Source organism: Serratia sp. JSRIV004 (genome assembly GCF_019968705.1).
Taxonomy (GTDB): domain Bacteria; phylum Pseudomonadota; class Gammaproteobacteria; order Enterobacterales; family Enterobacteriaceae; genus Chania; species Chania fonticola_B.
Map to the genome: position 1 here is coordinate 5,800,320 of NZ_CP074140.1, position 12,737 is coordinate 5,813,056.

A 12,737-nucleotide genomic window follows, 5' to 3' on the forward strand; every position below is an offset into this window, starting at 1 on the left:
GCAACACCCCGCTGCGAGCGTACTGATTATGGACTTACGTGATCTCAAGCTGTTCCTGCACCTGGCTGAAAGCCATCACTTTGGCCGCACGGCCAAGGCGATGCACGTCAGCCCCTCTACGCTTTCCCGCCAGATCCAGCGGCTGGAAGAAACGCTTGGGCAGCCGCTGTTTCTGCGTGATAACCGTACCGTAGAGCTGACCGATGCTGGCGAACAGTTGAAAGTGTTTGCTCAACAAACGCTGCTGCAGTATCAGCAGTTGAAACATTCGCTTGGCCAGCACGGCCCTTCTCTGAGTGGCGAGCTACGCTTGTTCTGCTCGGTCACTGCCGCTTACAGTCATCTGCCACCGATCCTCGACCGCTTCCGTGCCCAGCATCCCCTGGTTGAAATCAAATTGACTACCGGTGATGCCGCCGATGCGGTGGACAAAGTACAATCCAACGAGGCCGACCTTGGTATCGCCGGGCGGCCTGAAACACTCCCCACCAGCGTCGCCTTCACCCAAATCGGTGAGATCCCGCTGGTGCTGATTGCTCCCGCTCTGCCGTGTGCGGTTCGAACGCAGGCTTTTGCAGAGCAGCCGGACTGGGCCAATATGCCGTTTATCCTGCCGGAGCATGGCCCATCAAGAAAACGCATCGAGCTGTGGTTCCGCCGCCAGCACATCACCAATCCGCTGATTTACGCCACCGTCGGCGGGCATGAGGCGATTGTTTCGATGGTGGCATTAGGCTGCGGTATCGCGCTGATCCCCAGCGTGGTGGTAGATAATAGCCCGGAGCCCGTTCGCAACCGCATCTCTCAGTTGGAAAATATCTCGATGGTCGAACCGTTCGAACTGGGGGTCTGCGTGCCGAAAAAACGCCTCAACGAACCGCTGATTGAGGCGTTCTGGCGTTTGCTCTCATAAATCTTCGGGGTCGATCTGCTTCATCGCTTCCACCTGCATCAGCCACTGGTACAGCGGCTCCAACTGCTGGAAACTCTGCGTAAGGGTAGCGACCAGATCGGCGCTGAACAGCTTTTCCACCTGATTATCTGTGGCCATCACCGCGAAGGATTTGCGGTTGTACCAAGTAGCAATCTCCGGTGCCTGATCCTTCACTAACGGGCGCTTATAGCTTTCCCCCACCAGCTCGAACGGCGCGCGGCAGCACTCGGCCACCTCCAAAAACGGCTGTGGTCTGCGCAGCAAGGTGTGGCGAAACAGATCCATGGTGGCTTTGTCGGCGCTGTAATAACCCAGGCCATAACGCAGCATGTCCGGCCCCAGTTCAAAGAAGTACACCGGTGCCAGCTTCCAGTCTTTGCTTGGCCGCTTGAAGGTCAGCCACATGCGGCTACGGTAGCGGGATTTATCATGGGAAAAACGCGTGTCGCGATGAATGCGCGACAGCGTTTTGCCAATGGCCGGACGGGTTTCAAACTGCGGGTCAATCATCAGCATCGCAGGACTCAGCGCATCCACCAGCGAACGGAACGGCGTTAACAGCTCACGGTCATACACGCCCCGATTGGCATCAAACCACTCCTTGTCGTTCTCGATCCGCACCTGTTGCAGGAAGTCCAGCCCTTGTTGGCTGAACCCGGTGAACTCATTACTCATACGCTATCCTTGTCGCCGATGTTAGCCCTGCAGGAAGAACCGGAAGGCCGGGTTGTCGGTCTCATCATGGCAGTCGTAACCCAGCGCCTGCAGGTGTTGCTCAAACTCTGGCTCAGTCTGAGAAAGCTCAAACCCTGCCAGCACGCGACCAAAATCGGTACCGTGGCTGCGGTAGTGGAACAGCGAAATATTCCAGTGCGTGCCCAGCGTTTGCAGGAACTTGAGCAGAGCGCCCGGTGACTCTGGGAACTCAAAGCTGTACAGACGCTCACGCAGCGGTTTCGAAGGCCGCCCGCCCACCATGTAACGCACGTGCAGTTTTGCCATCTCATCGTCGGACAGGTCTACCACCTGATAGCCATCACGGTTCAGCTCATCGATGATTTCCAGCCGCTCGGTATGGCCCCTGGTCAGGCGGACCCCGACAAAGATGCAGGCGTTGTCAGCATCGGCATAGCGGTAGTTGAACTCGGTAACCGCACGGCCACCCAACAGCTGGCAGAACTTCAGGAAGCTGCCCTTCTGTTCTGGAATGGTCACCGCCAGCAGCGCTTCGCGTTGTTCGCCCAGTTCGCAACGTTCGGAAACGTAGCGCAGTCCGTGGAAATTCACATTGGCACCGGAAAGCACATGGGCCAGCCGCTCGCCCTGAATATTGTGCTGCTGCACGTATTTTTTCAGCCCTGCCAACGCCAGCGCGCCAGAAGGTTCGGCGATGGCCCGCACGTCTTCGAACAGATCTTTCACCGCTGCGCAGATCGCATCGCTATCGACGGTGATCACATCATCAAGGTATTCACGGCACAGACGGAAGGTTTCATCACCGATGCGCTTTACTGCCACGCCTTCAGCAAACAACCCGACGCGCGCCAGATCGACCGGCTGCCCGGCATCCAGCGCCGCACGCAGACAGGCCGAATCCTCAGCTTCCACGCCAATCACTTTGATTTGCGGCATCAGTTGCTTGATCAGCACCGCGACACCGGCCGCCAGGCCGCCACCGCCAACCGGCACAAACACCCGGTCCAGGTGCGCGTCCTGCTGCAATAGCTCCATCGCCAAAGTGCCCTGCCCGGCAATGACTGCCGGGTGATCGAACGGGGGTACAAAGGTCATGCCCTGTTGCTGCGAAAGCTCAATCGCCTTGACCTTGGCTTCGTCGAAGTTGGCGCCGTGCAGCAACACTTCACCGCCGAAACCGCGCACCGCATCAACCTTGATATCCGCCGTCGACACCGGCATCACGATCAGGGTTTTGATCCCCAAACGGTTGCCGGAAAAGGCGACGCCCTGCGCATGGTTGCCCGCAGAGGCCGTGACCACACCACGCGCCCTCTGCTCTTCATCCAGGCTGGCAATCATCGCGTAAGCCCCGCGCAGCTTAAAGCTGTGCACCGGCTGGCGATCTTCGCGCTTCACCAGAATGGTATTGCCGAGGCGCGCAGAGATCTTGCCCATGGTCTGTAACGGGGTGACCTGAGCCACCTCGTAAACTGGCGAGCGGAGTACCGCTCGCAAATATTCGGCGCCACAGGGGGCGTCGGGTAGGGGTTGTGATACCGCCATGGTGGTTAGCCTCCCAGCTTGCTCTTGTCCCGCACTGCGCCTTTATCAGCACTGGTGGCCAGCGTAGCGTAAGCACGTAACGCATAAGATACCTGGCGCTCACGCGCTTTCGGTGTCCAGGCCGCATCACCGCGTGCCAGTTCCGCCTCACGGCGTGCAGCCAGTACGCTCTCCGGCACATCCAGCACCATGCTGCGTTTCGGGATATCGATATCGATCATGTCCCCTTCTTCCACCAGCGCAATCAGGCCGCCGCTGGCCGCTTCCGGCGAAACGTGACCAATGGATAAACCGGAGGTGCCGCCTGAGAAGCGACCATCGGTGATCAGCGCACAGGCCTTGCCCAGCCCCATCGATTTCAGATAGGTGGTTGGGTAGAGCATTTCCTGCATGCCCGGCCCGCCTTTTGGCCCTTCATAGCGGATCACCACTACGTCGCCGGCCACCACTTTACCGCCAAGAATCGCCTCAACGGCCGTATCCTGGCTCTCATAAACTTTGGCTGGCCCACGGAAAGTCAGGTTGTCTTTATCCACGCCAGCGGTTTTAACGATGCTGCCGTCTTCGGCCATGTTGCCATACAGCACCGCCAAGCCCCCTTCCAGACTGAAGGCGTTTTCCAAGGAGCGGATACAGCCATCGGCACGATCGTTGTCCAGCGTGTCCCAACGGCAGTCCTGTGAGAATGCCTGGGTGGTGCGGATGCCCGCCGGACCTGCGCGGAACATTTTCTTCACGGCCTCATCCTGGGTCAGCATGATGTCGTACTTTTCCAGGGTCTCTGGCAGCTTCATCCCCAGGATGTTATCCACATCGCGGTTCATCAGCCCGGCGCGATCCAGCTCGCCAAGAATGGCAAGTACGCCACCGGCACGGTGTACGTCTTCCATATGGTATTTCTGAGTGCTTGGCGCCACTTTGCACAGATGTGGCACTTTGCGGGACAGGCGATCGATATCCGCCATGGCGAAGTCGATCTCGCCTTCCTGCGCTGCCGCCAACAGGTGCAGTACGGTATTGGTGGAGCCGCCCATCGCAATGTCCAGAGTCATCGCATTTTCGAATGCGGCCTTGTTGGCGATGCTGCGTGGCAGTGCACTCTCATCGTCCTGCTCGTAGTAACGCTTGGTCAGTTCGACGATGCGCTTACCGGCGTTCAGGAAGAGATCCTTACGATCGGCGTGGGTCGCCAGCAGCGAGCCGTTGCCCGGCTGAGACAGGCCCAACGCTTCGGTCAGGCAGTTCATGGAGTTGGCGGTAAACATCCCGGAGCACGAGCCACAGGTTGGGCAAGCGGAACGCTCGATCTGCGCGCTGTCGGCGTCGCTGACGTTCGGGTTGGCACCCTGGATCATCGCATCGATCAGGTCCAGCTTGATGATTTTGTCGGAAAGCTTGGTTTTACCGGCTTCCATCGGGCCGCCGGAAACGAAGATCACCGGAATATTCAGGCGCAGTGACGCCATCAGCATCCCTGGGGTGATCTTGTCGCAATTGGAGATACATACCATCGCATCGGCGCAGTGGGCATTCACCATATACTCCACCGAGTCGGCGATCAGTTCGCGCGACGGCAGAGAATAGAGCATGCCGCCGTGGCCCATGGCGATCCCATCATCCACCGCAATGGTGTTGAACTCTTTGGCGACGCCGCCGGAGGCTTCGATCTGTTCTGCAACCAGCTTGCCCAGGTCGCGCAGGTGCACATGGCCCGGCACAAACTGGGTGAAGGAGTTGACCACCGCAATAATCGGTTTGCCGAAATCGTCGTCGGTCATCCCGGTCGCGCGCCATAATGCGCGGGCACCCGCCATGTTGCGGCCGTGGGTGGTGGTGGCGGAACGGTACTTAGGCATGCTCTTCACTCCAAAAATAGTCATTTTACGGACGGCGAACGAACCATCCGTTTAGTGTTGTCTGTCGTTATTGGTTTACCGGATCCAACCAGCCGTACTTGTCTTCGGTTTTGCCGCTGAACAGGCCAAAGAACGCCTGCTGGATCTGCTTGGTAATTGGGCCGCACTTGCCGATCCCTACCTGAATGCCATCCACGCTGCGCACCGGCGTGATTTCCGCCGCGGTGCCGGACATAAACACTTCGTCCGCCAGATACAGAGACTCACGGGAAAGCACTTGCTCGCGCACTTCGAAGCCCATGTCTTTTGCCAGCTTGATGATCGCGTCACGCGTGATACCTGGCAGGGCAGAAGAGGTGAACGGTGGAGTAAACAGTACGCCGTCTTTCACTTCAAACAGGTTCTCGCCTGCGCCTTCAGAGATATAGCCGTGAACGTCTAGCGCGATACCTTCCTGATAGCCGTGGCGGCGTGCTTCGCTGCCCACCAGCAGTGAGGAAAGATAGTTGCCCCCGGCTTTCGCCGCGGTAGGAATGGTGTTTGGTGCTACACGGTGCCAGGAAGAGACCATCGCATCGATACCTTGATCCAGCGCTTCTTCACCCAGATATGCGCCCCAAGGAAACGCCGCGATAATCACGTCGGTTTTATAGCCTGCCGGTGGGTTAACGCCCATGCCAACATCACCAACAAACACCAAAGGACGAATATACGCGCTGACCAGATTGTTTTTACGCAGCGTAGCACGGCAGGCTTCCATCAGTTCATCGACGCTTTGCGTTACCGGCATGCGGTAAATTTTTGCCGAGTCATGCAGACGCTGCATATGTTCACGGTGGCGGAATACCACCGGGCCTTTATGGGAGTCGTAGCAGCGAACCCCTTCAAATACCGACGTTCCGTAGTGCAGCGCATGCGACATTACGTGAACCTTGGCATCGGCCCAAGGAACCATCTCACCATTGAACCAAATATAATCGGCTTTCTTCGTCATTGTTCTGTTCCTTTTGCGCAATCAGGCGCGTATTTGTTGTGATGATTGTTGCTGGATCTCAACGCTGGAGACATCCATCAGTTTGCTCAACTGAGATGACAGTAAATCCACAGGGCGCTGGCTGGCAACGGTCAATTCAATATTTATATCGTCGCTATTGCTGCCCGAAGCCATATTCATAGCACAGACCTGGAAGCCACGGTGACGAACAACGCGCAATACGCGCTCTAACATTTCAGGGCGGAAGCGGGCCTGGATCGAGAGTTGATGCTGCATCATGATACTTTCTCCAACATGGTTTCGTTGCCTGCGCCCGGCGGCACCAGCGGCCAGACGTTCTCGAGTTCATCAATGGAAACCTGCAGCAGATAAGGCCCTTCGCTGTTAAGCAAGGTATCGAGCGCGTCTGCGACCTGGTCTTTGCGGGTAATACGTTGGCCGGGGATGCCGAAAGCGCTGGCCAATATCAGGAAATCGGGGTTATCGGAGAGGTTGGTTTCGCTGTAACGGCCATCAAAGAACAGTTGCTGCCACTGACGAACCATCCCTAAACGCTGGTTATCCAGTAACACGATTTTCAGCGGTAACTGTTTGCGTTTGATGGTACCCAGCTCCTGCACGTTCATCATGAAGGAACCATCTCCGGACACGCAGATCACCATATCATCCGGGCGTGCCATCTGCGCACCTACCGCTGCGGGGATACCGAAGCCCATCGTCCCCAACCCGCTGGAGGTGATGAAGTTCTCTGGGCGTTCAAAGCTCATGTGCTGCGCGGTCCACATCTGGTGCTGGCCCACGTCGGTGGTCACCACGGTATTGGCCGGTTTGCGTTCAGACAGTTGCTTGAGCAGCAACGGAGCATAGATCGGTTGGCCCGGGTGGTCGTAACGCCAAGGGTGAGTTTCTTTCAGTTCGGCCACCCGTTGCAGCCAAGGGGCGATCTGCATCGGCTGTTGCAGCGCTGGCAGCAGGGTTCTCAGATCCCCTTGCAGGGCCACATGTGCCTGACGCAGCTTGCTCATTTCTGCCGGATCGATATCCATGTGGATCACCTTGGCCTGCGGCGCAAAGGCGTTCAGCTTGCCGGTCACCCGATCGTCAAAACGCGCGCCTACGGCTATCAATAAATCACACTCCTGCACGGCGAAGTTGGCAGCTTTGGTGCCATGCATACCCAACATGCCGAGATAATACGGATGGTTGGCATCCGGTGCGCCCAAGCCTTTCAAGGTCGCCACGGTTGGGATTTGCGTCAGCTCGACAAATTCCCGTAATGCCGAGACTGCCTGCGCCATCCCTACGCCACCGCCCACGTACAGCATTGGCTTCTGCGCCTGTGCCAGCAACTGCGTGGCCATAGCCAGCTCCGCCGTAGGATGTTCAAACTGGTCTTCTACCGGCATCAGATGAGGAGGCAAATCGCCCTGCGCCAGTTGGATGTCTTTCGGGATGTCGATCAGTACCGGGCCTGGGCGGCCGCTGGTGGCGATGGCAAAAGCCTCTGCCATGATCCCTGGCAGCGCTTCCAGCGACTCCACCAGGAAACTGTGTTTGGTACAGGCCAGAGACAGGCCAAGAACATCGATCTCCTGAAAAGCATCGGTACCGATAAGCGCAGAGCCTACCTGACCGGTGATCGCAACCACTGGCACCGAGTCCAACAGCGCATCCGCCAACCCGGTGATCAGGTTGGTCGCTCCGGGGCCAGAGGTGGCGATACAGACGCCAACTTTGCCGCTGGAACGAGCATAGCCAATGGCCGCAATCGCCGCACCCTGCTCATGACGACACAGCAGATGTTCAACTCCGCCGTCATACAACGCATCGTAGACCGGCATGATCGCACCACCGGGATAGCCGAATACCTTGTCTACCCCCTGCGCACGCAACGCTTGAACTACCCACTGAGCACCATTCATGGTTATTTCCCCGCCTTGTTGCGGGAAGTGCAGGATTTTATTCTGTTGGTCATTCTCTGCTCCTTGTTCATATTTTCTTGGCATAAAAAAACCCCCGGACCTTTTGGGTGCGGGGGTTATCTTGCGATTCCGGCTTGTTTTCTAAGCCTTTCTTCGTCCAAGTGCAGCCCCGCACGGTGGGATAATAATCACCACCACGCTAATCACGACTAGGCTAATCACTTGGGCTAGGGCTTTCATAATTGGGTTGTTCACTGTGCTCGTTTCGAACTAATGCCTACAGAGTTACCATAGCAGCCGGTAACCTGACAACACTTTTTTTGCGTTATTATTCGGCGCTGCCGGGTCAAAGCTGCAACAAAGCGCATGAAATTCAAACGCTAACACCAGCACCAGGCGCTTTACTTTCCACCGCAATCGCTTTGCCGCGCGTATCCTTGCCGAAATACACCAGCACCGCGATCACGATCGCCACCGTCCCGGCAATCATCGCCATCGCCAGGCCGTAGTTTTGCCCATGATGTTCCGCAATCGTGGCCTGCAAGGTCGCGTTCACTGAGGCAATAAGATTACCCAGCTGATAGACAAACCCCGGCAACACCGCGCGGGTATTCGCTGGCACCAGTTCGTTGAGGTAGGTTGGGATCACACCCCACGCGCCCTGCACCATGAATTGCATCATGAACGCCCCCAGCCCCAGCATCAGCGAACCGCTGGCGAAGGCCCACAGCGGGATCACCGGTAACGCCAGCAGGGCCGCAATAATAATGGCTTTCTTACGGCCAATTTTTTCCGACAGGGCACCAAAGAAAATACCGCCGATAATGGACGCGATATTGTAGCTAATGGCGATAATACTGACGGTTTTAGGATCGAAACCGTGCTGAATTTTCAGGAAGGCCGGATACATATCCTGGGTGCCGTGAGAGAAGAAATTAAACGCCGCCATCAGCAGCACCAGATAGACACACAGCTTCCAATGACTCTTCAGGACTGGCAGCAAAGCGGTGCTTTCTTTACGAGCCCGTGCCGCCAGCCACACCGGCGACTCTTCCACGCAGAAGTAGATAAACGGCAGTAACAGGATTGGCGCGGCCCCGATCACGAACATGCCACGCCAGCCGACCACTTCAAACAGCAGGCCGTAGGCCACCGCCGCCAACAGATAGCCAAACGGATACCCCGCCTGGAAGATACCGGACATCAGGCCGCGCGAACGATCTGGGATGCTTTCCATCGCCAGCGAAGAGGCCACGCCCCAGATGCCCCCCATCGCCACGCCGTAAAGCACACGCAGCAACAGGAAGACGGTCAAAGAAGGAGCGGCCGCCGACAACAGCTCGAATACCGAGAAAAACACGATATTCAACATCAGGATTGGTTTACGGCCGTACTTTTCCGCCGCACGGCCAAAGATCAGGGCGCCAATCGGGCGCACCGCCAACGTCAGCAGGATCGCCAGGGTGACTTCTTCCATCCCCACCTGAAAAGCCTGAGCTATATCGCTGAGCAGGAAGACCAGCACAAAGAAATCGAAAGCGTCGAGCGTCCAGCTTGAAAAGCTGGCAATTGCCGCATTGCGCTGCAGCGGAGTCCAACCGAACATAGTGTTATCCCTACCGTAGAGTATGAAGTTATCAGGTTTAGCGGCGGCCGCAGCGGGTGCGGTAGCGGTCGGGGCTTTGTTAATGAAGTGATTTTTTATTTTAACCAATTGTTAAATACACCCATTAACCCTGCTGTTGCAACTTGGTTAGCTTGCTAATTTGTTGCAACCTTGTGGTAATTGTTAAGGGGTATTACAGTGAAATGCGTGCCGGCTCGAAAAACACCACTAACCTGATGAAATAAATTACTTTTAATTTTGTAGCACTACGCAAGTTGACGATGAATAGAGCGCAGCTATCGGTCCGTTCCCGCATCATGTTGCCTTCAGCGAGGAGAGCAATATGTCACTGGCGGTAATCTATACCCGTGCCACGATCGGCGTGCAGGCACCTTCGGTCATGGTTGAAGTCCATATCAGCAACGGATTACCCGGCCTCACGCTGGTCGGTCTACCGGAAACCACGGTGAAAGAAGCCCGTGACCGGGTGCGCAGCGCACTGATCAACAACGGCTTCACCTTTCCGGCCAAACGCATCACCGTCAATCTGGCACCCGCCGATTTGCCTAAGGAAGGGGGGCGCTATGATTTACCCATTGCGCTGGCCATTCTGGCGGCCTCAGAACAGTTGCCAGCAGATAAGTTGGCGCACTATGAGTTCCTGGGTGAATTGGCGCTTTCTGGCGCATTGAGGGCGGTGCACGGCGCCATTCCGGCGGCAATAGCGGCAGCCGAGGCCAAGCGTGAGCTGATCCTCGCAGCGGCCAACGGCAAAGAGGCAGGGTTGCTTCCCAACAGCACAACCCGAGTCGCGGAACATTTGCTTGAGGTTTGCGCTTTTTTGCAAGGTAAGGGTGAGCTGCCGATCGCCGTAGCGCCCCCTGCGGCCGCCACGTCAACGGAAACTGCCGACCTGCAGGAAGTCATTGGCCAGGAGCAGGCAAAACGAGCGTTGGAAATTGCCGCGGCCGGGGGCCACAACCTATTGCTGCTTGGCCCTCCGGGCACCGGAAAAACCATGCTGGCCAGCCGCCTCAACGGTTTGCTGCCGCCGTTAAGCGATCGGGAGGCGTTGGAAAGCGTGGCCGTTGCCAGCTTATTGCATCACCCTGATGAAACCCTGCCATGGCGACAGCGGCCGTTTCGTGCCCCGCATCACAGCGCTTCGATGGCTGCACTGGTTGGAGGTGGTTCCTTGCCACGGCCAGGGGAAATCTCCATGGCGCACAACGGCGTGCTATTTCTGGATGAGTTACCGGAATTTGAACGGCGAGTATTGGATGCGCTGCGTGAGCCGCTGGAATCCGGTGAAATCGTCATCTCACGCGCTAGTGCCAAGGTACGCTTCCCAGCCAGGGTGCAGCTGATTGCAGCGATGAACCCCAGCCCAACCGGACACTATCAGGGCATACACAACCGCACGCCACCGCAGCAGATTTTGCGCTACCTCGGCAGGCTCTCTGGCCCCTTCCTCGATCGATTTGATTTGTCGATTGAGGTGCCACTGCTGCCACCAGGCGTACTGGCCAAGCAGCGCCATGCGGGGGAAAGCAGCCAACAGGTACGTCAAAGGGTGCTGGTGGCGCGCGAGCGGCAGCTGGCACGTGCAGGTAAAGTGAATGCGCTGTTGAGTAACCGCGAGGTGGATCGGGATTGCCATTTACCTGCAGCGGAAGCGGAGTTTTTAGAAAGAACGCTGAGCCAACTGGGATTATCGGTTCGAGCCTGGCATCGCATCCTGAAAGTGGCACGCACACTGGCCGATTTGACGGGGGAACAACAGATTGATAAACGCCATCTCAGCGAAGCGCTCAGCTATCGCAGTATGGATCGCCTGCTGCTGCAGTTACACCGCAGCCTGGAATAAAAAATGGGGCCGAATGGCCCCATGATGATCAATCGTCGCTTTCAGTGTAGTCTTCTACCGCATCAGCCTGCGGCTTGCCACCTGACAACGTATGGAATTTTTTCGGGCGGCGGGTGCGCGCCAGATATTTAGACCATACTTTTTCTTGCTCGGTTACCGGTTCACGCTCACCGCGACACACTGCAACGAACAACTGTTCTTCTTCAGTGGCTGGCTGGCGTTTGCCGGCATCCAACTCGTTGAACGCATACCCGAAACGCTCTAGCAATTGCGCTTCTTTAATGGTGAAATCGCCGTGACGGGAGAACCCGCGAGGATAGTTTTTATTATCAAAAAAACGACTGTTGGTGGTGAAGCTATCCGCCATCTGACACGCTCCTAATTCTCTCATGGCCGTGCTGTTTATGGCGCGGAGTATTAGATAGGCTTGACATCGTGTAAAACAAAACATTTAAATCTTAACGATAAAAAATTTTGGAGATTGGTGTGGACACCGAATTACTGAAAACCTTTTTGGAGGTCAGTAGAACGCGACACTTTGGCCGCGCAGCGGAATCCCTGTACTTAACACAGTCTGCGGTGAGTTTCCGTATCCGTCAGCTTGAAACTCAATTAGGGGCGAATTTATTCACCCGCCACCGCAACAACATCCGCCTGACACCAGCAGGAGAGCGGCTGTTGCCCTATGCCGAGAGCCTGATGAACACTTGGCAGTTAGCAAAGAAAGAGGTGGTGCGATCGCTACAGCACAGCGAACTTTCGATCGGCGCCACCGCGTCGCTATGGGAAGCTTACCTCACGCCCTGGTTGCAATCTCTCTACCAGCAGCGGGAGGCCTTGCAGCTCGAAGCCAGGGTGGCTCTGCGCCATTCTTTGGTGAAACAGCTACATGAAAGACAGCTCGATTTGCTAATCACCACCGAACCGCCAAAGATGGATGAGCTGGCCAGCCAGCTGTTGGGTAACTTCTCGCTACGCCTGTTTTCCTCATCGCTACGCGATAAATCCGCCCCCATGCCTTACATCAAACTGGAATGGGGTGCCGATTTTCACCAACAGGAAGCCCGCATGCTTGAGGGCGACAGCATGCCCGTGTTGACCACCACTTCGGCACATCTGACGCGCCAATTGCTGGAGACAACCGGTGGCTGTGCATTTCTCCCCAGCCAGTGGGAAAAAGAGTACCCTCAGTTGATCGCCGTTGCTGACGCCCAGCCGATCATCCGCCCGCTTTATGCCGTCTGGCTGCAAAACAGCGACCAGCAGCCGTTAATCCGCCAACTGCTGAAAATACCTTTAAATACCGCAACCTGAGCC

At 56.7% G+C, this 12,737-nt stretch carries 12 protein-coding genes; 3 read left to right on the plus strand and 9 right to left on the minus strand.

Features of this window, described 5'->3' with window-relative positions; genetic code table 11:
* Window positions 1-28: 28 nt before the first annotated feature.
* On the plus strand, window positions 29-913 hold the full coding sequence (gene ilvY, locus KGP21_RS27615; RefSeq protein ID WP_039996195.1) for an HTH-type transcriptional activator IlvY: 885 nt from the start codon (window positions 29-31) through the stop codon (window positions 911-913).
* Here ilvY and KGP21_RS27620 read toward each other — a convergent pair.
* From KGP21_RS27620 to KGP21_RS27655, 8 genes are all read right to left on the minus strand, one after another.
* Window positions 908-1,609, minus strand: a complete 702-nt coding sequence (locus KGP21_RS27620) for a DUF2461 domain-containing protein (protein WP_179253260.1) — start codon at window positions 1,607-1,609, stop codon at window positions 908-910. The two genes, ilvY and KGP21_RS27620, sit on opposite strands and share 6 nt — an antisense overlap.
* Window positions 1,610-1,630: 21 nt before the next feature.
* On the minus strand, window positions 1,631-3,175 hold the full coding sequence (gene ilvA / locus KGP21_RS27625) for a threonine ammonia-lyase, biosynthetic (RefSeq protein WP_021181821.1): 1,545 nt from the start codon (window positions 3,173-3,175) through the stop codon (window positions 1,631-1,633).
* 5 nt (window positions 3,176-3,180) lie between these two features.
* Window positions 3,181-5,031, minus strand: a complete 1,851-nt coding sequence (gene ilvD / locus KGP21_RS27630; RefSeq protein WP_021181822.1) for a dihydroxy-acid dehydratase — start codon at window positions 5,029-5,031, stop codon at window positions 3,181-3,183.
* A 67-nt stretch (window positions 5,032-5,098) separates the two neighbouring features.
* On the minus strand, window positions 5,099-6,025 hold the full coding sequence (gene ilvE / locus KGP21_RS27635; protein ID WP_021181823.1) for a branched-chain-amino-acid transaminase: 927 nt from the start codon (window positions 6,023-6,025) through the stop codon (window positions 5,099-5,101).
* A gap of 21 nt (window positions 6,026-6,046) precedes the next feature.
* The gene (gene ilvM, locus KGP21_RS27640; protein ID WP_021181824.1) at window positions 6,047-6,304 is read right to left on the minus strand and encodes an acetolactate synthase 2 small subunit; all 258 of its coding nucleotides are present in this window, start codon (window positions 6,302-6,304) and stop codon (window positions 6,047-6,049) included.
* Complete coding sequence (gene ilvG / locus KGP21_RS27645; protein ID WP_223538551.1) at window positions 6,301-7,947, minus strand: acetolactate synthase 2 catalytic subunit; 1,647 nt, start codon at window positions 7,945-7,947, stop codon at window positions 6,301-6,303. Before ilvG ends, ilvM begins: the two co-directional genes overlap by 4 nt.
* Window positions 7,948-8,088: 141 nt before the next feature.
* A complete protein-coding gene (gene ilvL, locus KGP21_RS27650) occupies window positions 8,089-8,187 on the minus strand; it encodes an ilv operon leader peptide (protein ID WP_071681478.1) in 99 nt (32 codons plus the stop codon).
* Between the two features lie 133 nt (window positions 8,188-8,320).
* Window positions 8,321-9,553, minus strand: a complete 1,233-nt coding sequence (locus tag KGP21_RS27655) for an MFS transporter (RefSeq protein ID WP_021807367.1) — start codon at window positions 9,551-9,553, stop codon at window positions 8,321-8,323.
* Between the two features lie 343 nt (window positions 9,554-9,896).
* On the opposite strand from KGP21_RS27655, the gene KGP21_RS27660 reads away from it, so the two are divergent.
* The gene (locus KGP21_RS27660) at window positions 9,897-11,420 is read left to right on the plus strand and encodes a YifB family Mg chelatase-like AAA ATPase (protein ID WP_094982438.1); all 1,524 of its coding nucleotides are present in this window, start codon (window positions 9,897-9,899) and stop codon (window positions 11,418-11,420) included.
* Between the two features lie 28 nt (window positions 11,421-11,448).
* On the opposite strand, the gene KGP21_RS27665 is transcribed toward KGP21_RS27660, so the two are convergent.
* On the minus strand, window positions 11,449-11,787 hold the full coding sequence (locus KGP21_RS27665; RefSeq protein WP_021181829.1) for a DUF413 domain-containing protein: 339 nt from the start codon (window positions 11,785-11,787) through the stop codon (window positions 11,449-11,451).
* A gap of 119 nt (window positions 11,788-11,906) precedes the next feature.
* Between KGP21_RS27665 and hdfR the strand changes: the two genes are divergently transcribed.
* Window positions 11,907-12,734 (plus strand): HTH-type transcriptional regulator HdfR, encoded by an 828-nt coding sequence (gene hdfR / locus KGP21_RS27670; RefSeq protein ID WP_021807365.1) that lies wholly within the window; start codon window positions 11,907-11,909, stop codon window positions 12,732-12,734.
* Window positions 12,735-12,737: the final 3 nt, after the last annotated feature.

Excerpts from the sequence above, each read along its gene's own strand:
- ilvY (WP_039996195.1), top strand. The coding sequence starts at position 29 with ATGGACTTACGTGATCTCAAGCTGTTCCTGCACCTGGCTGAAAGCCAT.
- ilvE (WP_021181823.1), bottom strand. The coding sequence starts at position 6,025 with ATGACGAAGAAAGCCGATTATATTTGGTTCAATGGTGAGATGGTTCCT.
- ilvM (WP_021181824.1), bottom strand. The coding sequence starts at position 6,304 with ATGATGCAGCATCAACTCTCGATCCAGGCCCGCTTCCGCCCTGAAATG.
- KGP21_RS27665 (WP_021181829.1), bottom strand. The coding sequence starts at position 11,787 with ATGGCGGATAGCTTCACCACCAACAGTCGTTTTTTTGATAATAAAAAC.
- KGP21_RS27660 (WP_094982438.1), top strand. The coding sequence starts at position 9,897 with ATGTCACTGGCGGTAATCTATACCCGTGCCACGATCGGCGTGCAGGCA.
- ilvL (WP_071681478.1), bottom strand. The coding sequence starts at position 8,187 with ATGAAAGCCCTAGCCCAAGTGATTAGCCTAGTCGTGATTAGCGTGGTG.
- ilvD (WP_021181822.1), bottom strand. The coding sequence starts at position 5,031 with ATGCCTAAGTACCGTTCCGCCACCACCACCCACGGCCGCAACATGGCG.
- KGP21_RS27620 (WP_179253260.1), bottom strand. The coding sequence starts at position 1,609 with ATGAGTAATGAGTTCACCGGGTTCAGCCAACAAGGGCTGGACTTCCTG.
- KGP21_RS27655 (WP_021807367.1), bottom strand. The coding sequence starts at position 9,553 with ATGTTCGGTTGGACTCCGCTGCAGCGCAATGCGGCAATTGCCAGCTTT.
- ilvG (WP_223538551.1), bottom strand. The coding sequence starts at position 7,947 with ATGAATGGTGCTCAGTGGGTAGTTCAAGCGTTGCGTGCGCAGGGGGTA.
- ilvA (WP_021181821.1), bottom strand. The coding sequence starts at position 3,175 with ATGGCGGTATCACAACCCCTACCCGACGCCCCCTGTGGCGCCGAATAT.